The 26,905-nt window shown below is 64.8% G+C and carries 30 protein-coding genes; 17 read left to right on the forward strand and 13 right to left on the reverse strand.

All coding sequences use genetic code 11. From position 1 onward, the window contains the following. Nucleotides 1–55: 55 nt before the first annotated feature. The 6 genes from metH to QCE58_RS02180 form a co-directional block, all read right to left on the reverse strand. On the reverse strand, nucleotides 56–2,797 hold the full coding sequence (gene metH / locus QCE58_RS02155; protein WP_275445841.1) for a methionine synthase: 2,742 nt from the start codon (nucleotides 2,795–2,797) through the stop codon (nucleotides 56–58). Continuing rightward, a complete protein-coding gene (locus QCE58_RS02160) occupies nucleotides 2,794–3,855 on the reverse strand; it encodes a homocysteine S-methyltransferase family protein (protein WP_008351850.1) in 1,062 nt (353 codons plus the stop codon). The genes metH and QCE58_RS02160 overlap by 4 nt, the downstream gene beginning before the upstream one ends. A gap of 222 nt (nucleotides 3,856–4,077) precedes the next feature. Further along, nucleotides 4,078–4,335, reverse strand: a complete 258-nt coding sequence (locus QCE58_RS02165) for a DUF3567 domain-containing protein (RefSeq protein WP_008351849.1) — start codon at nucleotides 4,333–4,335, stop codon at nucleotides 4,078–4,080. A 137-nt stretch (nucleotides 4,336–4,472) separates the two neighbouring features. Then, the gene (locus tag QCE58_RS02170; protein WP_008351848.1) at nucleotides 4,473–5,261 is read right to left on the reverse strand and encodes an alpha/beta fold hydrolase; all 789 of its coding nucleotides are present in this window, start codon (nucleotides 5,259–5,261) and stop codon (nucleotides 4,473–4,475) included. A 55-nt stretch (nucleotides 5,262–5,316) separates the two neighbouring features. Beyond that, nucleotides 5,317–6,519 carry a DUF3108 domain-containing protein gene (locus QCE58_RS02175; protein WP_250480228.1) on the reverse strand — a complete coding sequence of 401 codons (1,203 nt, stop codon included), beginning with the start codon at nucleotides 6,517–6,519 and terminating at the stop codon, nucleotides 5,317–5,319. Nucleotides 6,520–6,617: 98 nt separating this feature from the next. Beyond that, the gene (locus tag QCE58_RS02180) at nucleotides 6,618–7,430 is read right to left on the reverse strand and encodes an IclR family transcriptional regulator (protein WP_250438904.1); all 813 of its coding nucleotides are present in this window, start codon (nucleotides 7,428–7,430) and stop codon (nucleotides 6,618–6,620) included. Nucleotides 7,431–7,539: 109 nt separating this feature from the next. On the opposite strand from QCE58_RS02180, the gene QCE58_RS02185 reads away from it, so the two are divergent. The 7 genes from QCE58_RS02185 to rfaE2 all read left to right on the forward strand — a co-directional run bounded on the left by QCE58_RS02185 (nucleotide 7,540) and on the right by rfaE2 (nucleotide 14,568). Further along, on the forward strand, nucleotides 7,540–8,526 hold the full coding sequence (locus QCE58_RS02185) for a fumarylacetoacetate hydrolase family protein (RefSeq protein ID WP_175979741.1): 987 nt from the start codon (nucleotides 7,540–7,542) through the stop codon (nucleotides 8,524–8,526). A gap of 97 nt (nucleotides 8,527–8,623) precedes the next feature. Continuing rightward, nucleotides 8,624–9,802 (forward strand): ABC transporter substrate-binding protein, encoded by a 1,179-nt coding sequence (locus QCE58_RS02190; protein WP_250438915.1) that lies wholly within the window; start codon nucleotides 8,624–8,626, stop codon nucleotides 9,800–9,802. Nucleotides 9,803–9,820: 18 nt separating this feature from the next. Next, on the forward strand, nucleotides 9,821–10,648 hold the full coding sequence (locus QCE58_RS02195) for an enoyl-CoA hydratase/isomerase family protein (RefSeq protein ID WP_008351843.1): 828 nt from the start codon (nucleotides 9,821–9,823) through the stop codon (nucleotides 10,646–10,648). Nucleotides 10,649–10,684: 36 nt separating this feature from the next. Next, on the forward strand, nucleotides 10,685–11,455 hold the full coding sequence (locus QCE58_RS02200) for a PhaM family polyhydroxyalkanoate granule multifunctional regulatory protein (protein WP_250438926.1): 771 nt from the start codon (nucleotides 10,685–10,687) through the stop codon (nucleotides 11,453–11,455). A 238-nt stretch (nucleotides 11,456–11,693) separates the two neighbouring features. Next, nucleotides 11,694–12,695: a MerR family transcriptional regulator gene (locus QCE58_RS02205; RefSeq protein ID WP_239294312.1), complete on the forward strand. Its 1,002-nt coding sequence runs from the start codon at nucleotides 11,694–11,696 to the stop codon at nucleotides 12,693–12,695. A 395-nt stretch (nucleotides 12,696–13,090) separates the two neighbouring features. Continuing rightward, nucleotides 13,091–13,966 carry an acyl-ACP desaturase gene (locus tag QCE58_RS02210; protein WP_033536551.1) on the forward strand — a complete coding sequence of 292 codons (876 nt, stop codon included), beginning with the start codon at nucleotides 13,091–13,093 and terminating at the stop codon, nucleotides 13,964–13,966. A gap of 119 nt (nucleotides 13,967–14,085) precedes the next feature. After that, complete coding sequence (rfaE2, locus tag QCE58_RS02215; protein ID WP_034470462.1) at nucleotides 14,086–14,568, forward strand: D-glycero-beta-D-manno-heptose 1-phosphate adenylyltransferase; 483 nt, start codon at nucleotides 14,086–14,088, stop codon at nucleotides 14,566–14,568. Between the two features lie 15 nt (nucleotides 14,569–14,583). Here the strand turns inward: rfaE2 and QCE58_RS02220 are convergent, their stop codons facing one another. Genes QCE58_RS02220 through QCE58_RS02240 form a run of 5 tightly spaced genes read right to left on the reverse strand, consistent with a single transcriptional unit; the run spans nucleotide 14,584 to nucleotide 17,089 of the window. After that, nucleotides 14,584–14,823: a hypothetical protein gene (locus QCE58_RS02220; RefSeq protein ID WP_008351832.1), complete on the reverse strand. Its 240-nt coding sequence runs from the start codon at nucleotides 14,821–14,823 to the stop codon at nucleotides 14,584–14,586. Between the two features lie 34 nt (nucleotides 14,824–14,857). Continuing rightward, nucleotides 14,858–15,679, reverse strand: coding sequence for a type III pantothenate kinase (locus QCE58_RS02225; protein WP_008351830.1), 822 nt, complete (start codon nucleotides 15,677–15,679; stop codon nucleotides 14,858–14,860). After that, on the reverse strand, nucleotides 15,676–16,572 hold the full coding sequence (locus tag QCE58_RS02230) for a biotin--[acetyl-CoA-carboxylase] ligase (RefSeq protein ID WP_034470465.1): 897 nt from the start codon (nucleotides 16,570–16,572) through the stop codon (nucleotides 15,676–15,678). The genes QCE58_RS02225 and QCE58_RS02230 overlap by 4 nt, the downstream gene beginning before the upstream one ends. Before the next feature lie 51 nt (nucleotides 16,573–16,623). After that, nucleotides 16,624–16,941, reverse strand: coding sequence for a type II toxin-antitoxin system RelE/ParE family toxin (locus tag QCE58_RS02235; protein WP_309779193.1), 318 nt, complete (start codon nucleotides 16,939–16,941; stop codon nucleotides 16,624–16,626). After that, on the reverse strand, nucleotides 16,898–17,089 hold the full coding sequence (locus QCE58_RS02240; RefSeq protein WP_250433546.1) for an antitoxin: 192 nt from the start codon (nucleotides 17,087–17,089) through the stop codon (nucleotides 16,898–16,900). Before QCE58_RS02240 ends, QCE58_RS02235 begins: the two co-directional genes overlap by 44 nt. 182 nt (nucleotides 17,090–17,271) lie before the next feature. Between QCE58_RS02240 and QCE58_RS02245 the strand changes: the two genes are divergently transcribed. From QCE58_RS02245 to QCE58_RS02275, 7 genes are read left to right on the forward strand one after another with little or no spacing between them, the layout of a single operon-like run. Further along, entirely contained in the window at nucleotides 17,272–18,399 is a 1,128-nt protein-coding gene (locus QCE58_RS02245; RefSeq protein WP_008351824.1) for an ABC transporter permease, read from the forward strand. A gap of 5 nt (nucleotides 18,400–18,404) precedes the next feature. Then, nucleotides 18,405–19,283, forward strand: coding sequence for an ABC transporter ATP-binding protein (locus QCE58_RS02250; protein WP_008351823.1), 879 nt, complete (start codon nucleotides 18,405–18,407; stop codon nucleotides 19,281–19,283). Nucleotides 19,284–19,313: 30 nt separating this feature from the next. Next, nucleotides 19,314–20,273 (forward strand): MlaD family protein, encoded by a 960-nt coding sequence (locus QCE58_RS02255; RefSeq protein ID WP_175979746.1) that lies wholly within the window; start codon nucleotides 19,314–19,316, stop codon nucleotides 20,271–20,273. 13 nt (nucleotides 20,274–20,286) lie between these two features. Then, nucleotides 20,287–20,913, forward strand: coding sequence for an ABC-type transport auxiliary lipoprotein family protein (locus QCE58_RS02260; protein ID WP_008351820.1), 627 nt, complete (start codon nucleotides 20,287–20,289; stop codon nucleotides 20,911–20,913). 34 nt (nucleotides 20,914–20,947) lie between these two features. Next, nucleotides 20,948–22,120, forward strand: coding sequence for a VanZ family protein (locus QCE58_RS02265; RefSeq protein ID WP_250480230.1), 1,173 nt, complete (start codon nucleotides 20,948–20,950; stop codon nucleotides 22,118–22,120). 58 nt (nucleotides 22,121–22,178) lie between these two features. Then, the gene (locus tag QCE58_RS02270) at nucleotides 22,179–22,508 is read left to right on the forward strand and encodes a ferredoxin (protein ID WP_008351817.1); all 330 of its coding nucleotides are present in this window, start codon (nucleotides 22,179–22,181) and stop codon (nucleotides 22,506–22,508) included. After that, nucleotides 22,505–23,131 carry an alpha/beta hydrolase gene (locus tag QCE58_RS02275; protein ID WP_008351815.1) on the forward strand — a complete coding sequence of 209 codons (627 nt, stop codon included), beginning with the start codon at nucleotides 22,505–22,507 and terminating at the stop codon, nucleotides 23,129–23,131. The genes QCE58_RS02270 and QCE58_RS02275 overlap by 4 nt, the downstream gene beginning before the upstream one ends. A gap of 12 nt (nucleotides 23,132–23,143) precedes the next feature. Here QCE58_RS02275 and QCE58_RS02280 read toward each other — a convergent pair whose 3' ends face one another. Next, the gene (locus QCE58_RS02280; RefSeq protein ID WP_144403732.1) at nucleotides 23,144–23,467 is read right to left on the reverse strand and encodes a hypothetical protein; all 324 of its coding nucleotides are present in this window, start codon (nucleotides 23,465–23,467) and stop codon (nucleotides 23,144–23,146) included. Nucleotides 23,468–23,500: 33 nt separating this feature from the next. On the opposite strand from QCE58_RS02280, the gene QCE58_RS02285 reads away from it, so the two are divergent. From QCE58_RS02285 to QCE58_RS02295, 3 genes are read left to right on the forward strand one after another with little or no spacing between them, the layout of a single operon-like run. After that, complete coding sequence (locus QCE58_RS02285; RefSeq protein ID WP_033536586.1) at nucleotides 23,501–24,703, forward strand: D-alanyl-D-alanine carboxypeptidase family protein; 1,203 nt, start codon at nucleotides 23,501–23,503, stop codon at nucleotides 24,701–24,703. Between the two features lie 10 nt (nucleotides 24,704–24,713). Beyond that, the gene (locus QCE58_RS02290) at nucleotides 24,714–25,625 is read left to right on the forward strand and encodes a D-amino acid aminotransferase (RefSeq protein WP_008351813.1); all 912 of its coding nucleotides are present in this window, start codon (nucleotides 24,714–24,716) and stop codon (nucleotides 25,623–25,625) included. Between the two features lie 11 nt (nucleotides 25,626–25,636). Further along, nucleotides 25,637–25,945, forward strand: coding sequence for a YbeD family protein (locus QCE58_RS02295; protein WP_250520902.1), 309 nt, complete (start codon nucleotides 25,637–25,639; stop codon nucleotides 25,943–25,945). Here QCE58_RS02295 and QCE58_RS02300 read toward each other — a convergent pair. After that, nucleotides 25,929–26,882 (reverse strand): transcriptional regulator GcvA, encoded by a 954-nt coding sequence (locus QCE58_RS02300; RefSeq protein WP_008351810.1) that lies wholly within the window; start codon nucleotides 26,880–26,882, stop codon nucleotides 25,929–25,931. The genes QCE58_RS02295 and QCE58_RS02300 overlap by 17 nt on opposite strands. Nucleotides 26,883–26,905: the final 23 nt, after the last annotated feature.

The following is a 26,905-nucleotide window of genomic DNA, read 5'->3' on the forward strand; positions in this document are numbered from 1 at the left end:
CTGTTCCGTGCATATTCCGGCTATCAGTTGCGCGATATGTCGTTTTCACGATGCCTTAGCGCAACGGCGCGAGCGCGCGTTCCGCGTCGGAGGTCGAGATCGCCATGCGTTCGGCGTAGCTCGCGAGCTGATCGTCGCCGATCTTGCCCACCGAAAAGTACGTGCTGTCCGGATGCGCGATATAGAAGCCCGAGACGCTCGCGGCCGGCAGCATCGCGAGCGATTCGGTCACGCTCATGCCGATCTCGTTCGCCTGAAGCACTTCGAACATGTCGCGCTTGACGAGGTGATCCGGGCACGCCGGATAACCCGGCGCCGGACGAATGCCGACGTACTTCTCCGCGATCAGCGCATCGTTGTCGAGCGTCTCGTTCGCGGCGTAGCCCCACAGTTCGCGGCGCACGCGCGCATGAAGCGCTTCGGCGAAGGCTTCCGCGAAACGGTCGGCGAGCGCCTTCAGCATGATCGCGCTGTAGTCGTCGTGATCGGCTTCGAACTGTTGTTCCTTTTTATCGACGCCGATGCCCGCCGTCACCGCGAACATGCCGATGTAGTCCTTCACGCCCGAATCCTTCGGCGCGATGAAATCGGCGAGCGAGCGGTTCGGGCGCATCACGCCATCGACGACCGGACGCACGCTTTGTTGACGCAGATTGCGCCACGTCATCGCCACTTGCGAGCGCGATTCGTCCGTGTAGATCTCGATGTCGTCGTCGTTCACGGTGTTGGCGGGCAAAAGCGTGATGACGCCGTTCGCCGTCAGCCAGCGGCCCTGAATGAGGCGCGAGAGCATCGACTTGCCGTCGGAGAACACGCGCCGCGCCGACTCGCCGACGATCTCGTCATTGAGAATCGCGGGATAGGGACCGGCGAGATCCCACGTCTGAAAGAACGGACCCCAGTCGATGTAATTCGCCAGTTCCGCGAGGTCGTAGTTCTTGAACACGCGCCGCCCGATGAAGCTCGGCTTCTTCGGCGCGTAGGCGCTCCAGTCGATCTTCGTCTTGTTGGCGCGCGCTTCGTCGTACGTGACCATCGGCTGCGCTTTGCGGTTCGCGTGCTGCGTGCGGATGCGCTCGTAGTCGCTCTTGAGTTCGTCGAGATACTTCGCCGCGCCTTCGTCCGACAACAGGCTCGACGCCACCGACACCGAACGCGACGCATCCGGCACGTACACGACCGGCCCTTCGTAATGCGGCGCGATCTTCACGGCGGTATGCACGCGCGAAGTCGTCGCGCCGCCGATGAGCAGCGGCGTCTGCTTGCCGCGGAAGTATTCGTCGCGCTGCATTTCGGACGCGACATAAGCCATCTCTTCAAGGCTCGGCGTGATCAGTCCCGACAGCCCGATGATGTCCGCGCCTTCTTCCTTCGCCTTCTGCAGGATGGTCGCGCAGGGCACCATCACGCCCATGTTGACCACTTCGAAGTTGTTGCACTGGAGCACGACCGACACGATGTTCTTGCCGATGTCGTGCACATCGCCCTTCACGGTCGCGATGACGATCTTGCCCTTCGGCCGCACGTCCGCGCCGGCATCGGCGAGACGCTTCTTCTCTTCTTCGATGAACGGGATCAGATGCGCGACCGCCTGCTTCATCACGCGCGCCGACTTCACGACTTGCGGCAGGAACATCTTGCCCGCGCCGAACAGGTCGCCGACGATGTTCATGCCGTCCATCAGCGGGCCTTCGATCACGTTGATCGGACGACCGCCGGCCTTGTCGATCTTCTGCCGCACTTCTTCCGTATCTTCGACGATGAAGTTCGTGATGCCGTGCACGAGCGCATGCGACAGACGCGCCTCGACCGGCTGATTGCGCCATTCGAGGTTTTCTTCCTTCTTCGCGGCGCCGGTCTTGAACTTGTCCGCGATTTCGAGCAGACGGTCGGTGCCGTCCTCACGACGATTCAGCACGACGTCTTCCACGCGCTCGCGCAACTCGGCGTCGAGATCGGCATACACGCCGAGCTGGCCCGCGTTGACGATGCCCATGTCCATGCCAGCCTGAATCGCGTGATACAGAAACACGGTATGAATCGCCTCGCGCACCGGATCGTTGCCGCGAAACGAGAACGACACGTTCGACACGCCGCCGCTCACTTTCGCGTGCGGCAGGTTCTGCTTGATCCAGCGCGTCGCTTCGATGAAATCGACCGCGTAGTTGTTGTGCTCTTCGATGCCCGTCGCGATTGCGAAGATGTTCGGATCGAAGATGATGTCTTCGGGCTCGAAGCCGACTTCGTTCACGAGAATGTCGTAAGAGCGTTTGCAGATTTCCGTCTTGCGCTGAAACGTGTCGGCCTGGCCTTGCTCGTCGAAGGCCATCACCACCGATGCCGCGCCGTAGCGGCGAATCAGCTTCGCGTGATGAACGAACTGCTCCTTGCCTTCCTTCAGCGAGATCGAATTGACGATCGCCTTGCCTTGCACGCATTTCAGGCCCGCTTCGATCACGTCCCACTTCGACGAGTCGATCATGATCGGCACGCGCGCGATATCCGGCTCCGACGCGATCAGATTCAGAAAGCGCACCATCGCGGCTTTCGAATCGAGCATCGCTTCGTCCATGTTGATGTCGATGACCTGCGCGCCGTTCTCGACCTGCTGGCGCGCGACGGCGAGCGCTTCGTCGAACTGGCCGTTCAGGATCATGCGCGCGAACGCCTTCGAGCCGGTCACGTTCGTGCGCTCGCCGACGTTGATGAAAAGCGAGCCGTCGGTGACGTTGAACGGCTCGAGGCCGGAAAGACGCATCGTGTGATCGGTCATGTCTTGTTCTCTTCTCTGATTCAGGCGGCGTCGCGGTATTGCGAGGGGAAAGCGCGCGGCTTCACTTCGGCGAGCGCCTTCGCGATTTCCGCGATGTGCTCCGGCGTCGTGCCGCAGCAGCCGCCCGCGACGTTGACGAGCCCGGCGGACGCGAATTCCTTCAGCAATCCGGACGTTACGTCCGGCGTCTCGTCGAAGCCGGTGTCGCTCATCGGATTCGGCAGGCCCGCGTTCGGGTAGCAGGACACGTAGGTATCGCACAGCTTCGCCAGCTCGGCGATGTACGGACGCATCAGCGCCGCGCCGAGCGCGCAGTTCAGGCCGAACGTGAGCGGCTTCGCGTGACGCAGCGAGTTCCAGAACGCCTCGACCGTTTGCCCGGAGAGAATGCGGCCCGATGCATCGGTGACGGTGCCGGAGATCATGATCGGCACGAGTTCGCCGGTGTCCTCGAACAGTTGATCGAGCGCGAACAGCGCGGCCTTTGCATTGAGCGTGTCGAAGATCGTTTCGACGAGGAACAGATCGCAGCCCGCATCGAGCAGCGCCTTCGCCTGCTCGTAGTACGCGTCGCGCAGTTCGTCGAAGGTCACGTTGCGCGCGCCCGGATCGTTCACGTCGGGCGAAATGCTCGCGGTCTTCGGCGTCGGCCCGATCGCGCCCGCGACGAAACGCGGCTTGTCGGGCGTCGAGTATTTGTCGCAGGCTTCGCGCGCAAGCTTCGCCGACTCGATGTTCATCTCGGCGGCGAGGTCTTCCATGCCGTAATCGGCCTGGGCGACACGCGTCGCGCCGAACGTGTTTGTTTCGAGGATGTCCGCGCCCGCAGCCAGATACTGCTCGTGAATCTCGCGGATCACCTGCGGCTGCGTGATCGACAGCAGTTCGTTATTGCCCTTGATGTCGCGGCCGTAGTCCTTGAAGCGCTCGCCGCGATACGCGGCTTCGTCGAGCTTGTAGCGCTGGATCATCGTGCCCATCGCGCCGTCGAGAATCAGGATGCGCTTTTGCAGCAGCGCGGGCAGCGCGGCGCCGCGCGTATAGGCGCGCGCGGGGGCTTTCGGAATGGCGTTCTGGGTCATGACGGACGAGGCCTGCACCAAATGTGAAATAGCCTGACATTGTAGCCGCAGCGCGCAACGGTCGCTCCCGATGGGCGGGCGCGTGCGCGATTCCGGGCGGGCAAAAAAAGAACCCCGCCTGGCGCGGGCGGGGTCTTTGGGAAGTGGCGAGTGTCGCCTGTGCCGCTGGTCCGGGCGGCGGCGGGCGCGAGCGGCATGGCGCCGCACGCGCGCGTGCATGCATCAGTGAAGCACGACGGGTTGATTCATCAAGATATCGAACTGGCCGAGGAATTCATCGACATCCTCGAGCGACGGCTCTTCAGCGATCAACTGTTGCACGTGCTCGCGAAACTTCGCCGCGAGCGCGCCGTCAATGAAGATCTCCCGCTGCGTGTTCTTGTCGACGATCTCGTAGCCGCCCGCCTTCATGGCGAGGTGGTTGTCTTGCGGCGGAAATTCGACGACGCAATAGTTGGGGCTGTTGTAGATCATTTGCATGGCGACACTCCTTATTCCTTGTTTGCTCCGTGGCAATCCTGAATCGTAGTTGGAGCGATTGGGTTGGAATTCAAGGGGTGGCCTCGACGTGATGCCGGTTGTATCGAGGCTTTCTTTTGCAACAAAAACAGGAAGAATCAACTCGAACCGCGCAAGAAGTTCCCCAATAAAGCGGAGAAGCGCTGCGATTCCTCCACCGGTGCAAGGTGCGCGGCGTTAAGTAATTCGAAGCGTGCGCCCGGCACCGTGTCTGCGACAACCTTTGAAGCAGCATGCGGCGTGCCAACATCCTTTTCACCCGCGACGACGAGCGTGCGCTGCTTCACGGAAGCCAGTTTGTCTCGCGCATCGAAACGGCTGATCGCCTCCGCCGCGCGCGCGAAACCCTCGACGGGCGTGCGCGCGATCGTGTCCGCGATCGGCTCGGTCACTTCAGGGTGCGCCTTGCGGAACTCCGGCGTGAGCCAGCGTTCGAGCGTGGCTTCCACGATACTCGCTGTCCCGTGTTCGCGCACGGATGCTGCACGTTGCGCGAATGTCGGACGCGCGTCCTCGGGAATAAAGGCGGGCGCGCCCACGACCGTCAGCGAATCCACTTTGTCGGCATGGTTGATCGCGAACTTCTGCGCGACCATGCCGCCTATCGACAGCCCGACCACATGTGCCGAAGGCGCGCCGAGTTTGTCGAGCAGTTGCGCGAGATCGTCGGCGAGATCGTCGATCGTGAACGAATCCGGCGACACGGTCGTTTCGCCGTGTCCGCGCAGGTCGTAGCGCAACACGGTGAAGTCGTCGCGGAAGTAGCCGGCCATCTGATCCCAGATCGAAAGATCGCCGGCGAGCTGATGGATGAAGACGAGCCAGGGACCGCCGCCTTCGTTGTCGAGAACATAGCGTGTATCGATGCGATTGATCGTCAACTGCATATCGGCTCCGTAAAGAATGCGCTCGTGCCTGACATGACGGAGTGTGACGGCCCCGTTACGGTTTGTCCGCGGCGGGCGTGCTCGGCATGGCGGGCGCGGATTCATCAGACGCAGCTTGCGTGCCCGAGGTGACATCCTGTGCCGCCGCCGGCGGCGCGGCGAGCTTGCCTGCCCAGAGCAGTTCGATTTGCATTCCGTTCGGCTCGGTTTGCAGAATCCGCACGGGCAGCCAGCCGATCGACGGCGCGAGCCAGATATCGAGCTTGCGGCGGTCGCCTTCCTTGCGCGGCAGGCGCGTGAAGTGGCGCGCCGTCGTAAAGCCGCCGCGCGCCTCCACGGTTTCGTCGCCGACGGTTTCTATCGGCCAGATTTCGTTGCTGTCGTTATCCGCGACGCTGAATTGCCGCGTGACGCCCGGCTTGTACTTGTCCGGCGCGCCGCGCACGAGGCTCGCCAACTGCATGACGACGCTGAAGCGGTCCTGCGCGCCGTCCGCGAGCGGCTGGCTTTGCGGCGTTTTCGTGTAGACGATCTGCTTCGTTTCGCGATTGAAGATGGCGATATCGGCGGCACGGCGGCCGCGCTGTTCCGAATACTGTTCCGGCGCGATGCCGAAGCCGTCGATATGGCCTTTGCTCGAATACACATACGGACCGACGAAAGGCAGCGGGATCGAGACGATCATTTCGTAATGCTGGCCGTCGTTGCTCCAGTGGATCGTGCCGGTCTGATTCATCATGCCGTTCACGAGCGTGTCGTAACGTAAATCGCCCGTGGGCGGGACGCTGAACTTGTCGCCCGATGCGGCGCTGGGTTGCGGCGCGGTCTGCGAAGCGGGCGACGGCGCTTGAGCCTGCGGCATTTGCGCGGGAGCGGAAGCGGCTGCGGGCGCGTCGGGCTCTGGCGTCGCAGCGCTCGACACCGGAGCGGGCGAAGGCTTCGGCGCAGGCGCGGCGAGCTTCGGAGACGCGGCGGGTTCCGGAGACGCGGCCGGTTTCGGCGGCGCGGGCGGCGTCGGCGCGGGCGGCGCGATCGGCTCGGGCGTCAGCAATTCCACCTGCACGGGCGGCGTTTCGGGCGGCGCGTTCGCCGGCTGACGATTGTGCTCGATCCACCGCATCGCGCTCAGATGCAGGCCCGCAACGACGAGCACGGCCAGCACCCAGCGTCCCCAGCGGCGGGGCGCGGCGGATTCGATAGCGGCATCGGGCGGCTCGCCGGACGCGGGGCGAGGACGGCGGAATTGAAACAGTGACATCGTGGAAAGCGTGAAAAGCGCGTGTTACGGACGATCGGGCGAAAGGCATAAGACATGCGCGAGGGAAACGATGTTCCTGGCCCCTTCGACGGACATTTTCAGCGCTCGCTTGCCTTGTGCCCCAATTCGTACGACAGGCCCCGTGCGCACTCGCGCAAGGCAGAGTCGATTTCGCCGCCCCAGCGCGTGTCGAACGTGCCTTCGTGCCCGAGCGCGATGAGACCGAGCGCGAGTTCGCCCGTCGAATCGAAGACCGGCGTGCAGAACGCGTGGATCGTCGGCAGCAGCATGCCTTCGACGCGCGCCGCGCCGTGCTCGCGCACCTCGGCGAGAAGCGGCTCGACATCGGCCATCGTCTGCTTCATTGCGGCGAGCTCGCGATCGAGCATCGGCTGCGTCTTGCTGCGCGGCAGATACGCGGCGAAAAGCAGACCCGTCGCGGATGAAAGCAGCGGCATCACGTCGCCCAGCTTGAGCGATGCCTTCGCCGGATGGCTCGATTCCATCCAGTGCACGACGGTCGGCCCCTGATTGCCCCACACCGCGATGCCGACCGTCTGATCCAGCCGGTCGCGCAGTTCCGCGAGCGCGATGCGCGCCAGCCGCACGCCATCGACGCGCGCAAGCCGCGCGAGGCCCATTTGCAACGCGAAACCGCCGAGTTCGTAGCGCCCGGAAACCGGATCCTGCGATGCGACGCCGAGCCGCAAAAAACTCACCAGATAACGATGCGCCTTTGCAGGGCTCATGCCCGCGCGTTGGGCGAGATCGCGCAGCATCATCGCGCGCGGCTCGTTGGTGAGGACGTCGAGCAGCCGGAAGCCGACTTCGATCGACTGAATGCCGGAGCGCGTTTTTTCTTCGGCGGCGTCGCTGGTGTCTTCGTCGTCGGTGAGAGAGGTGGATTGCATGTGCGAAAAGGCCTATGCCGTTCGGCCGGGTGCCGGCGGCGGATTCACCATCGTAAAATACATTTCCTTTAACGTCACCCGCGTCACCACGCTCACCCGGCACTGCTCCATGAAACTTGCAACCTTGAAGGACGGCACGCGCGACGGCCAGCTGATCGTCGTCTCGCGCGACCTGCGCACGGCCGCAATCGCCGATGGAATCGTCTCGACGCTGCAACGCGCGCTCGACGACTGGACCTTTTACGCGCCGCAACTCATGGAAGTCTACGAAGCGCTGAACGCCGGCCGCGCGCGCAACAGCTTTTCGTTCGATCCGAAAGCCTGCATGGCGCCGTTGCCGCGCGCGTTCCAGTGGGCGGACGGCTCCTCGTACGTGAATCACGTCGAGCTCGTGCGAAAGGCGCGCAAAGCGGAAATGCCGCCCGAATTCTGGACCGATCCGCTGATGTATCAAGGCGGCAGCGACGACTTCATCGGCCCGACGGACGACATCGTGTGCGCGACGGAATCGTATGGCATCGACTTCGAAGCGGAAGTCGCCGTCATCACGTCCGACGTACACATGGCCGCGATGCCCGACGAAGCGCTTCGCAGCGTGCGCCTGCTGATGCTCGTCAACGACGTGTCGCTGCGCAATCTCATTCCCGCCGAACTTGCGAAGGGCTTCGGCTTTTTCCAGAGCAAGCCCGCGACCGCGTTCTCGCCGGTTGCCGTGACGCCCGACGAACTCGGCGACGCGTGGCGCGAAGGCCGCGTGCATCGCCCGATGATCGTGCACTGGAACGGCAGGAAAGTCGGTCAGCCGGACTGCGGCACCGACATGGTGTTCCACTTCGGCCAGCTCATCGCGCACGCGGCGAAGACGCGCAATCTGCGCGCGGGCTCGATCGTCGGCTCGGGCACGATCTCGAACAAGGACACGAAGCGCGGCTACTGCTGCATCGCCGAGAAGCGCTGTCTGGAGACGATCGAGCACGGCGCGCCGCAGACAGAGTTCATGAAATTCGGCGACAGCGTGAAGATCGAAATGTTCGACGAAGAAGGCAAGTCGATCTTCGGCGCAATCGATCAGGCGGTCGTGCAACCGGAGCATTGAACGGGTTTCGCCCGATGCGGCGCGCCCAAGCCTCGCCTTACACTTTGCCGGGCTGCTCTTCGGGCAGCACAAGAACGATCAAAAAAAGGAGACTTCGATGGCGGCAGGCAAGTGGAAATTTCTGGCGGGCGCGGCATTCGCGCTCGCCGCCGCGACGGTGGCAACGGCGGCATTCGCGCAGACGGCGCAGCACGTGAAGATCGGTCTCGTGCTGTCGCTTACGGGGCCGGCCGCGTCGCTCGGCATTCCCGCGCGCGATACCGTCGCGCTCTTGCCGAAGGAAATGGGTGGCAAGCCCGTCGACTACATCGTGCTCGACGACGCCTCCGACACCACGCAGGCCGTGCAAAGCACGAAGAAGCTCATCAGCGAGGATCAGGTCGATGCGATCATCGGCTCGTCGATCACGCCGAACTCGCTCGCGATGATCGATGTCGTCGCGCAAGGCCAAACGCCGATGATCTCGCTGGCGTCGTCGGCGAAGATCATCGAGCCTGTCGACGACAAGCGCCGCTGGGTCTTCAAGACGCCGCAAACCGACGCGATGATGGCCTCCGCGATCATCGCGCATGCGAGCAATCATGGCGTGAAGACGCTTGCGTACATCGGCCAGGCGGACGCGCTCGGCGAGACCTTCTACGCCGAAGTCGCGAAGTTCGCGCAGCTGCACAAGATCGAAGTGGTCGCGAATGAACGCTTCAATCGCACCGATCCGAGCGTGACCGGGCAGATCCTGAAGATTCTCGCGGCCAAGCCCGATGCGGTGGTCGTCGGCGCGGCCGGCACGCCCGCCGCGCTGCCGCCGAAAACGCTCGCGCAGCGCGGCTTCAAAGGCAAGGTCTATCACAATCACGGCGTCGGCAACCGCGACTTCCTGCGCGTGTGCGGCGCGGATTGCAACGGCACGTTCCTGCCCGCGAGCCCGGTGCTCGTCGCCGCGCAGTTGCCCGACGACCATCCGGCCAAGCGGCTCGCACTCGAATACATCAAACTGTACGAGGCGAAGCAGGGCGCGGGCACCGTGTCGGCGTTCGGCTCGTATGCGTGGGACGCGGGCATGCTGCTCAATCGCGCGGTGCCTATCGCGATGAAAGCGGGCGCGCCCGGCACGCCGGCGTTTCGCGCCGCGCTGCGCGATGCGCTCGAAGGCACGAAGAATTTTTCCGACACCAACGGGCAGGTCAACATGTCGCCCAACGATCACATCGGCCTCGATCAGCGCGCGCGCGTGATGGTCGAGATCCGCGACGGCAAGTGGGTCTATCAGCCGCGCTAACCTTCAATCGACGAGACCATGAGCGATCTATCCATGTATTCGGGCTATAAGTCGCTCGAACTGCGCCGCCATCCGCATGGCGTGCTCGAAGTCGTCATGCCCGGCGCGGGCGCGAACAAGAGCGGCCTGTCCACCGCCGACGCCAACATGCATCGCGAGCTCGCGGATATCTGGCGCGACATCGATCGCGATCCGGACACGCGCGTCGCGCTCATTCGCGGCGAAGGCAAGGGCTTTTCGGCGGGCGGCGATCTCGGGCTCGTCGAAGAGATGGCGAACGATTTCGACGTGCGCGCGCGGGTGTGGCGCGAGGCGCGCGATCTCGTCTATAACGTGATCAACTGCGGCAAGCCGATCGTCTCCGCGATGCACGGTCCGGCGGTCGGCGCGGGGCTGGTCGCGGGCTTGCTCGCCGATATTTCGATCGCGTCGAAGTCGGCGCGCATCATCGATGGGCATACGCGGCTCGGCGTCGCGGCGGGCGATCACGCGGCGATCGTCTGGCCGCTGCTGTGCGGCATGGCGAAGGCCAAGTACTATCTGCTGCTGTGCGAGCCGGTGAGCGGCGAGGAGGCGGAACGCATCGGGCTGGTGTCGCTCGCCGTCGACGAGAACGAACTCATGCCGAAGGCAATCGAAGTGGCGAACCGTCTGGCGCAAGGTTCGCAGACCGCGATTCGCTGGACCAAGTACGCGCTCAACAACTGGCTGCGCTCGGCGGGGCCGACTTTCGATACGTCGCTCGCGCTCGAATTCATGGGCTTCGCGGGGCCGGACGTGCACGAAGGCATGCGCTCGCTGCGCGAACGGCGCGCGCCGGATTTCCCCGGCGGCGCGCCGTTCTGAACCGCGCGAACCTCACACGAAAACAAGGAGAGTCGAATGACCGATAACGCCGGCGGCACGCCGCCCTACACGATTCCCGGTTTTCCCGGATTCGGCCAGGCCGACATGATGGGCAAGATGTGGGAACTGATGCGCCTGAATCCGTTCGCCGCCGCGATGCCCGGCGGCGGGCAGGGCATGGGCCCCTCCCTCTCGATGATGTCCGACATGCTCGCTCCGCTCACCAACATCGAAGAACTCGACAAGCGCGTGACCGACATGCGCGCCGTCGAGCACTGGCTGAAGCTCAATCTCAACATGCTGCAATCGGCGATTCAGGCGCTCGAAGTGCAGCGCGCGACGCTCGCGACGCTGCGCGCGTTCGGCGCGTTCGCTCAGACGTCCGTCGAGAGCGCGCACACCGCGGCGGCGGAGAATGCGAAGGCCGCGTCAGCCGGATGGCCGATGGGCGGCGCGGCGAAGACCGATGCCCCGAAGCAGGAAGCGTCGGGCGCCGGGCCCGCGAGCGAGGCATCGGCTGAAGGCGAAGACGCTTCGGGGCAGACTTCAGCGCCGCCGCCCGGCTTCGATCCGACCGGCTGGTGGAACGTGCTGCAATCGCAGTTCAATCAGCTTGCGCATCTCGCGATGATTCAGCCCGGCATGAGCGGCCCGCTCAACCCGATGGGCGCCGCGGGCGCGCAGCCGGCCGCCGCTGGTGAGAACGCCGCGGAGCAGCCCGCCAACGACGCCGATGAAAGGCCCGACGCGGCGGCCGCGAAGAAGGCGGCCGCGCGCAAGACGGCGCCGCGCAAGAAACCCGGCTGACTACGCGCGTTCCGGCGCGCTCACTTCCTTCACTACGACCGGCGGCGCGCATAGCGCCGCCGCGCTCGCCAATTCCCCTCGACGCGCACATTTCCGTAGCCGAAACGCATCTCAGCACCGACGCACATTTCGATTTTGTCTATGATGAAAGCTTGACGGTGCGGAATGTTTGTCCATCCATCGGCGTTGGGCACGCAATCTGCATCGAATGCGATATTTCGTTCGAACCGATCTGTCCATGACAAACTCATCAGAACAAGATTTCGATTCGGATTCGATCTCCGATGGCCCCGAGCGTCCGGAACCCGTGCCGCCAAGCGCCGCAACGGCGGGCGCGACCGGCATAGGCATCGGCGCGATCGCTCAGGAGATTGGTCTGACGAAGGACACTTTGCGTGTCTGGGAGCGCCGGTATGGATTTCCGCAGCCGATGCGCACTTCCGGCGGGGAGCGGCTGTATCCGCAGGAACAGGTGACGAAGCTGCGGCTCGTGAAGCGATTGCTCGACGCGGGACATCGGCCGAGCAAAGTGCTCGGGCAATCCATCGACGCGCTGCAGCAACTGGCCGAAAGCTCGGGCGTCGGCCAGGACGCGCCGGACGCCGAGCTCGACCATCTGATCTCACTGCTGCGCGCGGGCGCTTATGACGATTTCCGCTTCGGCCTGCTGAAGCGCGCAACGCGCGACGGCCTCGAACGCTTCGTGCTGGATGTCGCGGCGCCGCTGTCGGCGCGCATCGGCAATGCGTGGGCGGCGGGCACGTTGCAGGTCTATCACGAACATCTGTTCAGCGAGGCGATCCAGTCGACGCTGCGCACGCTGATACGTCCGCTCTCGGATGCCGTGCGCGGGCGCAACGGCCGTCCGCGCGTGCTGCTCACGACGCTTTCCGGCGAAGGTCACGGCCTCGGCATCCTGATGGCCGAGGCGATGTTCACGCTATCCGAGTGCGAATGCGTGCAACTGGGATTGCAGACGCCGCTGCACGATATCGTCGATGCCGTGTCGGTGCACAAGATCGATATCGTCGCGCTGTCGTTCACGGCGGTGCTGCCGGCGCAGTCCATTTCGAACGGGCTGACCGACCTGCGCAACCTGCTGCCGCCGCACGTCCGCATCTGGGTTGGCGGCAGCAGCCCGGCGCTGCGCCGCAAGTTCGACGACGGCGTGCATCACATCGCGGGGTTGACCCCGATCGATGAGACCGTCGCGGATTGGCGTCAATCCACCGTGCTATGATCGACGACGCCCGAAACGTCGGGCATTGGCGCGGAAATCCGCATCAAGCGCGCATCGCATCGTTGTCATGCGCGCACGTCATACTGCGCGGCCGGCGCGGTTCCGGCGGCAGTTCGGCGCCACTTGAACATACCTCAGGCACAGGTTTCGCTCCTCACCCACGGTAGAACAAGACGCACAACAGCAACATTTGCACGGGGAGTGCAGTGTTTACGCGGGACGCGACGCGTTGCCGCAGCGCCAAATGTCGCGCTTCGTTGTCGCATTTCGTCTTCGGCCGACCGAATCCCGCGTAAAATTGAAAGCTTGGCTGCTCGCGTGCAAGGCATGTCTGCACGTTCCGGCCGAAAGTCAATACAGATATAACGTCGCATAAGTGGCATCAGGGGTGGACTATGAACACCATGCTTTATCCGGAACTTTATAAATCGCTGGAATCCGTCCGCTGGGATATGGAGAAGGACATTCCCTGGGACAAATTCGATGCTTCCCTGCTCACCGACGAGCAGGCCAAAACCATCAAGATGAACGCGATCACCGAATGGTCCGCTCTTCCCGCAACCGAAATGTTCCTGCGTGACAACCACCACGACAGCGATTTCTCCGCGTTCATGAGCGTGTGGTTTTTCGAGGAGCAGAAGCATTCGCTGGTGCTGATGGAGTATCTGCGGCGCTTCAAGCCCGACATGGTGCCGAGCGAAGAAGAGCTGCACGCGGTGCGCTTCGAGTTCGATCCGGCGCCGCCGCTCGAAACGCTGATGCTGCATTTCTGCGGCGAAATCCGCCTGAATCACTGGTATCGCCGCGCGGCCGAGTGGCACACGGAACCCGTCATCAAGCACATTTATGAAACCATTTCGCGCGACGAAGCCCGTCACGGCGGCGCGTATCTGCGTTACATGAAGAAGGCGCTCGTCAACGCCGGCGACACCGCGCGTGCGGCGTTCGCGAAGATCGGCGTGCTCATGGCGTCCGCGCGCCGTACGGAAAAGCCGCTGCATCCGACCAACCTGCATGTGAATCAGGCGCTCTTCCCGCGCGACACCGTGCAGTCGCGTTTGCCCGATCCCGAATGGCTCGAGCGCTGGCTGGACGACCAGATCCGCTTCGACGACAGTTGGGAGAAGAAGGTCGTCGAGCGCATTCTGCACAACCTGTCGATTCTGTTCGAGCGTTCGTTCGTGACCGCGCAGGAACTGAATCGCTATCGCAAGGAAGTGACGCAGCGCCTGCAGGCCGCGCCGGGCGGCGGGGCTGAACAGCCGGCCTGAGTTTCGGCTTCGATGAACGGACGGCTCGCCGGTCAGCACCGGCGAGCCGTTTTGCATTTTTCCCGTGCGAAGCGCCGTGGCACAATGCGCGCTTTCAGCACATCGCAACGAGCGCCGTCATGCCCGCTATTTTCGAACGCAAGATCATCACGCGCGAAGCGCTCGCCGCGCGCCGTCCGACGCTCGCCGGTCCCGTCGTTTTCACCAACGGCGTCTTCGACATCCTTCATCGCGGCCACGTGACCTATCTCGCCGATGCGAAAGCGCTCGGCGCGACGCTCATCGTCGGCGTGAACAGCGATGCGTCGGTACGCACGCTAGGCAAGGGCGACGATCGCCCGATCAATCGGGAAGATGACCGCATGGCGCTGCTCGCCGCGCTGGAGAGCGTCGACTGGGTCGTGAAGTTCGAGGAAACGACGCCGCTGCAATTGATCGAAGCCGTGCACCCCGACGTGCTCGTGAAGGGCGGCGACTACGACATGGACAAGCTGGCCGAATCGGCACTCGTGCGCGGCTGGGGCGGCAAGGCGCTCGCCATCGCGTTCGAGCACGATCGATCGACGACCGCGCTCCTCAAGAAAGTCCGCGCGCAGAGCTGATTCGCACGCGCGCGATCACTGCCCGAGCGGCGCGGTCTGCACGTTGGCGGCAGGCGCCGGTCCGCCGACGCGCGGCTGATCGAACGCTTCTTCGGGACTCAGCGGGCGCGTCGCGAGCGCCTCGGGATGAACCTGCTGCAATAAGTGATGCGGTTCGCGCACGCCGGCCGCGGGAAGCGGGCCGAACATGCCGCGCATGACCGCGAACATCAGCAAGTTGGCGAGAATCAGAAGGGCGATCAGCCAGCGCAGCATTCTTGGGCTCCGTCCGTCAATCAAATCAGAAAAGTCAGGATGAGTGGCGCGCCGTCGCGTCGCGCGCGATGAGCGCGAGGCCGGACAGCACGAGGGAATCGTGTCGGGTGTGCGGCACGTCGAGCGCGCCCGCGATTTCATTTGCCGCGCCGCCGCCCAGCACGAGCCGGACGTCGGCGCGCCAGTCGGCCTTGAGGTCGCGCCACGCACGCTCAATCAGGCTCGCCTGCGCGAGCAGGCATCCGGCGGATAGCGCGGCGGCGGTGTCGGTGGCGAAAAGACTGCGCGTCTGACTCAGCGCCTCACGCGCCGATGCCGCGTCGAGCGTCGGCAATTGTGCCGTATGGCTGCCGAGCGATTCCATCATCAGCGACCAGCCGGGCGCGATGAGGCCGCCGGTGAACACGCCGTCGGCGCGCAGTGCTTCGAGCGTCGTCGCCGTGCCGAAGGTCGCGACCAGCAGATGCTCGCCCGGATACGCCGCGCGCGCTGCGATCATGCCGGCCCAGCGGTCGCTGCCGAGTCGGGCCGGATCGGCATAGGTGTTGATGACGCCGCACTGCTCGGCGCGCGCGCGGACCACGGTGCGCGGCAGCGTCGGCCAGCGCGCGTCGAGCAGGCGCTGGATGCGGTTCTGTACCGGCATGCCCGCGACGTTCGAAATCCACGCGCTCGCCGGCGCGGGAAGTTCGGACCAATCGTCGAGCGCGGCGTCGTCGGCGACGGTCGAGTGATGCGCGTGCTCGAATGCGCCGTTCGCGAGCGACGCGCCGGCTTCATCGACGAGCGACCATTTGATGCGGCTGTTACCCGCATCGATGAGCAGATACGGCGCCTCGGTTCCCGACGCGTTCACGGACGTTCCTTCGCAAGGCGCAGCGTGAGTTCGCCGGTCGTGACGGCGCGCGGGCCTTCGGGCGCGTCGATCAGCAACTGGCCGCCCTCGTCGACGCCCGATGCGATGCCGCGCGTCACTTCCATGCCCTGGTCGATCAGCGCGACTTCACGTCCGGCCCACGCGTGGGCGTCGAGCCAGCGCTGGCGGAACGGCCTGAAGCCCTCGGCTTCGAAGCGCGGCAGCGCTGCGTCGAGCGCGTTGAGGAGCGCGGCGAGAGTGTCGGTGAGATTGGCGTCGGGCCACGCCCGCGCGAGCGCTGCCGGCGCGGCGCCGGGCGCGGATTGCGCGGCGAGCCGGTTGGCTTCGTCGACCTGCGCGGCGAGTTGTTCCGCGCCGTGCAGATTCATGCCGATGCCGATCACGACCGCGGTCGCGTCAGGCGTGTTCCACGCGGTTTCGATGAGAATTCCGGCGAGCTTGCCGTCGTCGAGCAGGACGTCGTTCGGCCATTTCAGCGCAGGACGCGCGGATGGCGTGAGCGGCAGACGCGCGAGCGCATCGAGGACGGCGGTGCCGATGGCGAGACTCAGACCCGACAGCCCTTCGATCGGCCGCCGCAGCACGCAGCCGACCGACATCAGCAGCGCATTGCCCGGTTCGGCGAGCCACGCGCGCCCGCGCCGCCCGCGACCGGCGGATTGCGAGTACGCGACGCGGACGACGGGTGCAGGCGTGCCGTCGCGTCGCGAGGCGCGCAACTGCTCCAAAACGTCGGCGTTGGTGGAGCCCGTTTCGTCGACGATGTCGATGGTCCAGTCGCGAGCGGGCCGCTCGGCAAGCGTCGCAAGCCGCGAGCGGTCGATGCGCCAAGGCGCGTCGGGGGCGAAGGGAGCGATAGGAGAGGGGGTCATGGCGGGTATTGTAGCCGTGGGATGCGTGTTGGAAGCCCGTGAAACTCCGCTTCAGCGCGTCTTGTCGCTCGGATACCGCCGCCGTGCATGCAGCGAGTCCAGTACGGTGACGCGGTCCGTCGCACGGTAAACCACCAGGTAATTCGGATGAACCACCATCTCTCTGGTATTCGAGACCCTTCCGTGACGATAGATGTATGGAACATCCGCTAACGTCCGGACTGCTTCCCTGTTCATCGAAAGTAGATTGTCGGCCGCCTGCGGATCACGCTCTTCAATGTATTCGTAGATTTCCCTGAGTTGTCTCCGTGCGCGCGGCCGCCAATCAACGAGCATTCCGTGCCTTTCGCTTGGCCGCCACGAGCGCATCCATTTCCGCGAATACTTGATCGTTGGGAATCGACGGTTCCGGGTCCGCAAGTGACGCTTCTACCTCCGCGCGGAACCAGGCGTCGTGCAGTTCAGCCTCTTCGAGCGAATCGAATTCGGAGATAAGCGGGTCGAGTCGTTTGTCCATTGCGGTTGCACCAGAGTTGTCGAAACCATGATAGGTCAGCGACTCAAGTGCACCGCAACACGGAAATTCCGATCCTTGCGCCTTCCAGCCGAAACCCGCCTGCCACCATCCCCGCGTCCCCCCGACACTCTTCGCTACAATGTCCTCTCCCCTTTAACCGCGTCTCATCGCGCCATCGATCCTTGGACTTCGACACGCCGCCGCGCCTAAGAGTGGAAGCCGGTCTGCAGGGCAAGGTGGTCCGGCTATCGGGCCAGTGGACCGCGCTCGCGCTCGCTCGCGATCGCGCGAAGAGCGGCGTCACGCGGCGTCTGCGCGCCATCGGGCGCGAGGCGATCAGCCAGTGGGATCTGCTTTCCGTCGAGCGGCTCGATCACGTCGGCGGCCAGGCGCTCTGGCGCGTGTGGGGACGCAAGATGCCCGCGACCATCGCGCTGTCCGACACGCAGCGCGAAATCTTCGAGCGCGTCGCGCTGCTCGACGCCGAACGCGAGGAACCCGAAGCCGTCGATCGCGTCGATCCGGTCACGCGGCTCGGCCAGCTCATCTTCGGTTTCTTCGATCACCTGTACGGCGGCCTCGCGATGTTCGGCGCCTTCGTGCTCGATCTCATCGGGCTGGTGCGGCGCCCGCAGCGCATTCCGTGGACGGAAATCTCCGCGAACATCTACAGCGCCGGCGCGCAGGCGCTCGCGATCACCGCGCTCGTCGCGTTCCTGATCGGCATCGTGTTGAGCTACTTGTCCGCGCAGCAGTTGCAGGCGTTCGGGGCGAACCAGTACATCGTCAATATTCTCGGGCTTTCCGTGATCCGCGAGCTCGGGCCGGTGCTTTCCGCGATTCTCGTCGCGGGCCGCTCGGGTTCGGCGATCACCGCGCAGATCGGCGTGATGCGCGTCACCGAAGAACTCGACGCGATGCAGGTCATGGGCATTCCGCATAGCCTGCGCCTCGTGCTGCCGCGCGTGATCGCGCTCGGCATCGCAATGCCGCTGCTCGTCATGTGGACCAACATCATCGCGCTGACGGGCGGCGCGCTCGCGGCGAAGCTCGTGCTGTCCATCGACATGAACTTCTTCATTCGCTCGCTGCCGTCGGTCGTGCCGATCGCGAATCTGTGGATCGGGCTCGGCAAGGGCGTCGTGTTCGGCATGCTGATCGCGCTCGCCGCGTGTCACTTCGGCTTTCGCATCAAGGCGAATTCGCAGAGTCTCGGCGAAGGCACGACGACGTCCGTGGTGACGTCGATCACCATCGTGATTCTCGCGGACGCCGTCTTCGCGATCCTGTTCCAGAACGTCGGACTCTGACCGCCATGTCGACCACGCTCGCCACCGCCGTTCGTCATCAGCCGCCGCCCGTCATCGCGGAACCGGTGATCGAAGTGCGCGATCTCACCAAGCGGTACGGGCGCACGGTGATTCACGAGCATCTGAATCTGGATGTGCGGCGCGGCGAGATCGTCGCGTTGCTCGGCGGTTCGGGCTCGGGCAAGACCACGCTCGTGCGGCAGATTCTCGGCCTCGAGTCGCCGACATCGGGCACCATTCGCGTGCTCGGCGAGGAATGGGCGCAAATGGACGACGAAACCGCGAAGATGCTGCGCACGCGCTCCGGCATGATGTTTCAGCAAGGCGCGCTGTTTTCGTCGCTGACGGTATATGACAACATCGCGCAGCCGTTTCGCGAACTCGGCAAGATTCCCGAGGACCTGATCCGCGAATTCGTGATGCTGAAGCTCGAAATGGTCGGCCTGTCGTGCAAGCACGCGAGCAAGATGCCGTCCGCGTTGTCGGGCGGAATGGTGAAGCGCGTCGGCATCGCGCGGGCGATCGCGCTCGAGCCCGAACTGCTGTTCCTCGACGAACCCACGGCCGGTCTCGATCCGAAGGCATCGGACGAATTCGTCGATCTGATCGCGACGCTGCATCGCGCGCTCGGTCTGACGGTCGTGATGGTCACGCACGATCTCGACACCATGGTCGCGCTGTCCACGCGCGTCGCGGTGCTGGCGGATCATCGCGTGCTCGTCGCGGCGCCGGTGGAAGAGGCGTGCGCGGTGGATCATCCGTTCATCCGCGAGTACTTTCTGGGGCGACGCGGCCGCCGCGCGTTGCAGGCATTGCCGTCCGAGCGCCGCGCGAAGCTGCCGCCGGCCGCGCTCGAAGATGCGCCGATCGCCGTGAACAAGTAAGCGCGAAGCGAGCGCCAAAGGAACCTGCCGATGGAAAACAAATCACACGCGTTCTGGACCGGGCTTTTCACGATCGTGCTCGTGCTGGCCATCGCGTTCGCCGTGTTCTTCTTCAACGTCGATCGCACCGTGCGCGTGCCGTACGATCTGATCGCGCGCACCAACGTGACCGGCCTCTTCACGGACGCGGCCGTGCGCTATCGCGGCCTGGGCGTCGGCAAGGTGCAGTCGATCAGCTTCGACAAGTCGCATCCGGGGCAGATCCGCATCCGCATTGTCGTCGACAAGAACGCGCCGATGACGCATTCCACGTACGCGACGCTCGGCTTTCAGGGCGTGACGGGCATCGCGTTCGTGCAGCTCGACGACACCGGCACCGATACGGCCGCGCTGGCTTCGTCGCCGCAGCACGTCGCCGAAGTGCCGATGCGTCCCGGTCTCTTCGAGCAGTTGCAGCAGCGCGGCGACATCATCCTGAAGAAGTTCGAGCGCCTTTCCGACGACGCCGACAAGTTCCTCTCCGACGACGTGCGCAATCAGCTCATGGCGACGACGAAGAGCCTGCAAACCGCCGCCGACGGCATCGCGACGCTCGCGAGCCAGGTGCAGCCCGCGACGGCGCAGTTGCCGCAGACGCTCAGGCAGATCAACACGACGCTCGCCTCGACGCATCAGCTCGTGCAGAACCTGAATCGTCCGGACGGCCCGCTCGTGTCCAACTTGAACAAGGCGGGCAAGGCCGCCGAAGACGCGGGCGCGGCGCTCGCGGACATGAACGAATCGCTGCGTTTCATCACGGCGCGCGTCGGTTTCGAGGCGTTGCCGCGCTTCTATTCGTTCAGCGACGACGTGAGCGCGGCGGCGCGTTCCGTCGATCGCGCCGCCGACGCGTTCAGCACCAATCCGCGCAGCGTGCTCTTCGGCGCGCCGCAGAAGGAGCCGGGACCGGGCGAGCCGGGCTTCGCGTGGCCGGCGAAAGCGGCGCATTGATCGGGGAAAAGATATGACGGACATCGACATGAAAGGAGCGGTCGCGGCATTCGCGCTCGGCTGCGCCGCGTTGCTCGCAGGTTGCGGATCGACGTCGACCGCGATGCCGAACGCGCATTACGACCTCGGCGCGATACCGGCTGCCAACGCAAGCGCCAACGCCGCGCCGATGCCGCCGGTCAAAGTGCTCGCGGTGGGCGCGCCGCGCAGTCTCGAAACCGATTCGTTCGCGTATCGGCTGAGCTATGTCGATGCACAGCGCACCGGCAACTATTCGAACAGCCACTGGACGATGCCGCCCGCGCAGTTGCTGACGCAACGCCTGCGCGACGCGCTCGCGGCGCGCGGCCCGGTTCTGTCGGGCGCCGATCCGGTGCGCGCCGTGCCGCTGCTCGAAGTCGAGCTGACGAGCTTCGAACAGGTCTTCGATGCGCCCGAGCAAAGCCGCGGCCTCGTGTCGGTGCGCGCGACGCTCACGCAGCAAGGCCGCGTCGTCGGCCAGCGCAGCTTCGCCGCGAGCGCGCCCGCGCCGAGCGCCGATGCCCCCGGCGGCGCGCGGGCGCTCGCGGCTGCATCGGACGATGTGATCGCGCAACTTTCCGCGTGGCTCGCCGCGCAGCCGCTCTCCGCGTCACGATGATCTTCCGCCCAGCATCGAAGCGTCCGGGCGGCTCATGACGATCAAGCAATGGCAGCGTCGCCCGTCGGCGTTCTCCCGGCAGGCGCTCGCCGCGTATGCGGCGCTCGTCGTCTACGGTTCGCTTTATCCGTTTTCCGGCTGGCGCTCGCTCGGATTGAGCCCGTTCGCGTATCTCACCGATCCGCTGCCGCAATATCTGACCGTTTTCGATGTCGTGACCAACGTGCTCGGCTACATGCCGCTCGGCGCGCTGATCGTGCTCGCGCTCTATCCGCGTCTGCGCGGCACATTCGCGGTCGGCGCGGCGCTCATCGGCGGCGCGCTGCTCTCCGGCGCGATGGAAGCGATCCAGACGTATCTGCCGACGCGCGTCGCCTCGAACCTCGATCTCGCCGCGAACGCGTTCGGCGCGCTCGTCGGCGGCATGCTGATCGCGCCCGCGACGAGCGCGCTGCTCGATCGCGGCCTGTTGCGGCGCATCCGCTTTACGTGGTTCGAGCGCGACGCGGCGTATGTGCTCGGGCTGACGGCGCTCTGGCCGTTCGCGGCGATGTTCCCCGCGCCGTATCTCTTCGGCGGCGGCGATCTTCCGCGCGTGCTGTGGGACGAGCTCGACCCGGCGATGCAGGACGCGATTCTCGCGTGGACGCCCGCCGCGTGGGACATCGAAAGCTGGCCGGACCGGCTCGGCGCGCTTCTGCCGGACGACGCCTGGGAAGCGCTGATCACATCGACGAGCCTGTTCGCCGCGCTCGTGCTCGCGACGCTGCTCACGCGGCAGCGCGCGCCACGCATCCGCCTGATGCTCGGCCTGATCGCGATGACGATCTTCGCGAAAGCGGGCGCAAGCTTTCTGCAATCGCGCGCGGGCCTGACCTTCGACTGGGCGACGGACGGCGCCCTGGAAGGCATCGCCATCGCGACGATCGCGGGCGTGCTGTCGGTCGCGTTGCCGCGCGGCTTGCGCGCGGCGCTCGCGGGCGGGGCGCTCGTGATCTCGCTCGCGCTCATCAATCTGCTGCCGGTGAATCCGTATTTCGACATCGTGCTCGCCGACTGGCGGCAGGGCCGCTATCTGCATTTCAACGGGCTTGCGCACTGGCTCGCGTGGGTGTGGCCGTACGCGGCGCTCGGCTGGCTCGCTTCGGCGGCGGAGCGCGCGTGGCTCGCGCGGCGGCGCGCGCGCAAGGCGGGGCGCTCGGCCTGATACGGCGGGCACGAACATCGCTGGCTATAATCGACCGACACTCTCATCGCACCCGCTCATGGATTCCTTCTACAAGTACCACGTGTTCTTCTGCCTGAACCAGCGCGAAGCCGATGCGGCGCGTCCGAGCTGCGCGAACTGCAACGCGCAGGCCATGCAGGAATACGCTAAAAAGCGCGTGAAAAAACTGGGTCTCGCGGGCGAAGGCAACGTGCGGATCAACAAGGCCGGCTGTCTTGACCGCTGCGAACTCGGGCCGGTCGTGGTCGTGTATCCGGAAGGTACCTGGTACACGTATGTCGATGAAACCGACATCGACGAGATCGTCGATTCGCATCTCGCCAACGGCAAAATCGTCGAACGTCTTCTGATCGATCAACCCGCATGAACGCGCAAACCGAAAAGTTTCTCATCGACGGTCCGGTCGGCAAGATCGAATGCGCGCTCGACAAGACCGACAGCGCGCCGCGCGGCATCGCGCTCGTCGCGCATCCGCATCCGCTTTTCGGCGGCACGATGGACAACAAGGTCGCGCAGACGCTCGCGCGCACGTTCGTCCAGCTCGGCTACACGACGTATCGTTCGAACTTTCGCGGCGTCGGACAGACGGGCGGCGAGCATGACAACGGCATCGGCGAACAGGACGATCTGCTCGCGCTGATCGATCACATGCGCGCGCAGCCGGGTCAGGCGGACGTGCCGATCGTGCTCGCGGGCTTTTCGTTCGGCACCTTCGTGCTGTCGCACGTCGCGAAGCGCATGCGTGATGCCGGCAAGGACATCGAGCGCATGGTGTTCGTCGGCACGGCGGCGAGCCGCTGGGAAGTCGCGCCCGTGCCCGACACGACGCTCGTGATCCACGGCGAAGTCGACGACACCGTGCCGATTCAATCCGTCTACGACTGGGCGCGGCCGCAGGAACTGCCCGTCGTCGTAATTCCGGGCGGCGAGCATTTCTTCCATCGCAAGCTGCATATTCTGAAGCGCGTGATCGTCGACGCGTGGCGTTGAGCGCATCGCTCGTCATCGATCGGCAAAAGCGGCTAAGCGCAGCCTGAAAAACGTTAAAACGAGCGGCAACCGCGCAGATTCCAAGGAAAACGGAAGCGGCCCGCGCGTATAATGGCGCAGAATTTTTTCACGGATTCCGGCCGCGCGACGTTGCATTCGACGTATCGCGGCCGTCGAAACCCCGGCTTCTGAGAACCGTTTTTGCGTCCGTCTGTCGAACGAGCGCTTTTCGCCGCGGCGCCGCGCGTGCCGCTGTCCTGGCGAAATGCCCGACCGACAGCGACGGTCAGCCTGTTCAACCCGTGCTTCGCCGATCATCCGATCCTCGATCGTCATCGTCGCAGCGTGCTTTTTCCGCCGATCGATCCTATGCGCTTTGTCCCTTCCGGCCTGTCTTTTCCTTCCGTTTCCGTTTCCGCAAAAGCCGTTTTCGTTCTGCCCGCCGTGCTGGCGGCGGCGAGCGCTTTCGCCCAGGTTCCGCCGCCCGACGTGACGGCACGTTCGTGGGTGCTCGTCGACGCCACCAGCAATCAGGTGCTCGCCTCGGGCAATCCCGATGAGCGCGTCGAGCCGGCATCGCTCACCAAGCTGATGACCGCGTATCTCGTCTTCGATGCGTTGAAGTCGAAGAAGATCAACATGGATCAGACCGTCATGCCGAGCGAGGCCGTGCGCCGCGTGCGCACCGACGAGTCGCGCATGTTCATCGAGGCGAACAAGCCCGTCACCGTGCACGATCTCGTGTACGGCATGATCGTGCAGTCGGGCAACGACGCGGCCATCGCGCTCGCGGAACTCGTCGGCGGCAGCGAAGGCAACTTCGTCACGCTGATGAACGCGGCGGCGAAGCGCATCGGCATGACGCACACGAATTTCGCCGATGTGAACGGCATGCCCGATCCGCAGCACTACACGACCGCGGGCGATCTCGCCGTGCTGTCGACGCGCCTGATCCGCGACTTCCCCGAGTACTACAGCATCTTCTCGGTGAAGGACTTCACGTACAACAAGATCAAGCAGCCGAACCGCAATCGCCTGCTGTGGCTCGATCCGACCGTCGACGGCCTCAAGACCGGCCACACGAAGGCCGCCGGCTACTGCCTGATCGCGACCGCGAAGCGTTCGCTCGTCGGCGTGCCCGACGCGAGCCGCCGCCTCGTCGCCGTGATGATGGGCGAGCCGAAAGAGCACAACCGCGTGCAGGACAGCCTGAAGATGCTGAACTACGGCTACACCGCGTACGACGCGCTGCGTCTGTACAAGGCGAATCAGGTGATCGATTCGCCGCGCGTGTACAAGGGCGCGGCCGACAACGTGCAGGCGGGCGTCACGACGGATCAGTACATCACCGTGCCGAAGGGCCTGGGCGAGAAGGTCAAGCCGACGGTCACGCACGACAATCTGATCGTCGCGCCGATCAAGAAGGGCCAGCAGATCGGCAGCGTCAAGATGATGGCCGATGGCAAGGAAGTCGCGCAGTTCCCGCTCGTCGCGTTGCAGGATGTGCCGGAAGCGGGCATCTTCGGCCGCCTGTGGGATTCGGCGCTGCTCTGGTGGCAAAAGCGTAAGTAAGGAGCCTGTGATGAGCCAAGCCGAAGCATTCGATCCGACGGTCTATCTGAACGGCGAGTGGGGACCGCTTTCCGAAGCGCGCATTCCCGTGCTCGATCGCGGTTTCATCTTCGGCGACGGCGTGTACGAAGTCGTGCCGCTCTACGCGCAAGCCGACGGCGCGCGTCTGCCGTTCCGCCTGAAGCAGCATCTCGCGCGGCTCGATCGCAGTCTCGGCAAGATTCGCATCGGCAATCCGTTCGATGACGCCGGCTGGCGCGCGCTGATCGATCGCGTCATCGCGGAGAACGCCGGCGCGGGCGATGCGCTCGTCTACATCCAGGTGACGCGCGGCGTCGCCAAACGGCGCGGGCACGCGTTCCCGGCGGGAATCGTGCCGACCGTGTTCGTCATGCTCGGCCAGCTCGTGTTCCCGAGCGCGGCGGATCGCGCGCGCGGCGCCGTCGCCGTCACCGCCGAAGACAAACGCTGGCTGCATTGCGACATCAAATCGGTGTCGTTGCTCGGCAACGTGCTGATGGCGCAGCACGCCGCCGAAAACGACGCGCTCGAAACCATTCAGTTGCGCGACGGCTTGCTTACCGAGGGTTCGTCCTCAAATGTGTGGATCGTGAAGGGCGGCACGCTGCTGGGCGCGCCGCGCGGACCGCGCATTCTCGAAGGCATCCGCTACGGGCTCATCGAGGAACTGGCGCGCGAGGCGGGTATCGCGTTCGAGGAGCGCGACATCACCGAAGCAGAATTGCGTTCGGCGGACGAAGTCATGATCAGCTCGGCGACGAAAGAAGTCATGCCGGTCACGACGCTCGACGGCAAGAGCGTCGGCGACGGCCGCCCCGGACCGGTCTATGCTGCACTGTACGACGCCTACCAGCGGGCCAAAGCGCGCGAGTTCGCCGAAGAGGCCAAGCGCGGCAAGTGAAGGAGAAAGTCATGACTGACAAGCCACAAGCCACCGATCCGACCGACAGCGCCAAGCACAGCGCCGACGAGCTGTTCGATTTTCCCTGCGATTTCCCGATCAAGGTGATGGGCAAGACGCATCCGGAATTCCACGACACGATCGTCGATGTGCTCAAGGCTTTCGACAAGGATTTCGACGAGTCGCGTGTGGAGTCGCGCCCGTCTTCGGGCGGCAACTACACCGGTCTCACCTGCACCGTGCGCGCGCAGAATCGCGCGCATCTCGACGATATCTATCGCGCGCTCACCGGCCATCCGATGGTCAAGGTAGTGCTTTGATCTTGCCCGCGGGCGCATCGCACACCGCCGGCGTGCGCTCGTAGAGCAGCCTGAACTGCTCCGCTTCCTCGAAAACCCACTCCCTGAACGCGTGCACGCGCTTCGTCTGAAGCAGCGCGGTCGGGCACACGAAGTAATACTTCCACGGACTCGGCCCTTCGACATTGAAAAGCCGCACGAGCCGTCCCGCGATGATTTCCTGCATCGCGAGCGAGCGGCGCACGAGCGCGATGCCCTGACCGTCGATCGCCGCCTGCAGCAAATTCGACGAATCCTCATACAAGACGCCGCGCTTCGGTTCGGGCAGATCGGTGAGTCCCGCGGCGTCGAACCACGGACGCCAGAGCTCGTCGTCCGAGCGCAGAAGCGGCAGCTTTTCCAGATCGCGCGGCACGCGGGGCAGCGCGCCGCCGCGAAAGTTCGGTGAGCACGCCGGGAAAAAAACCTCGTCGAGCAATTCCTCGGTGTGCAGACCCGCGTACTTGCCGTAGCCGAAACGCAGCGCCACGTCCGCGTCGTCGCGGTTGAAATCGATGAGCGAGGCGGTCGTCAGCAGTTCGAGATCGATATCCGGATGCTGCTCGATGAATCTGCCGACGCGCGGCGTCAGCCAGCGGGCGGAAAACGACGGAATCGTCGATACGATCAGCCGCCGGTCGCGATCGCCGGAGCGGATGCGGCGCGTCGATTCCGCCAGCGCGACGAGCGCCGAGCGCACTTCCGCCGCGTACTGCCGGCCGCGATCGGTGAGACGCACGCGTTTGCCGTCGCGCGCGAACAGCGACACGCCGAGCTCCGACTCCAGCGCGCGAATCTGATGACTGACCGCGCCGTGCGTGACGAAAAGCTCGTCGGCGGCGCGGGAAAAGCTCTCGTGACGGGCGGCGGCTTCGAAGGCGCGCAGCGCGTTCAGGGCGGGAAGCTGGCGGAGGTCCATATGGATTGTCGGCGGTGTCGTTG

The sequence above is a fragment of the Caballeronia sp. LZ028 genome, from assembly GCF_031451415.1.
Classification (GTDB): domain Bacteria; phylum Pseudomonadota; class Gammaproteobacteria; order Burkholderiales; family Burkholderiaceae; genus Caballeronia; species Caballeronia zhejiangensis.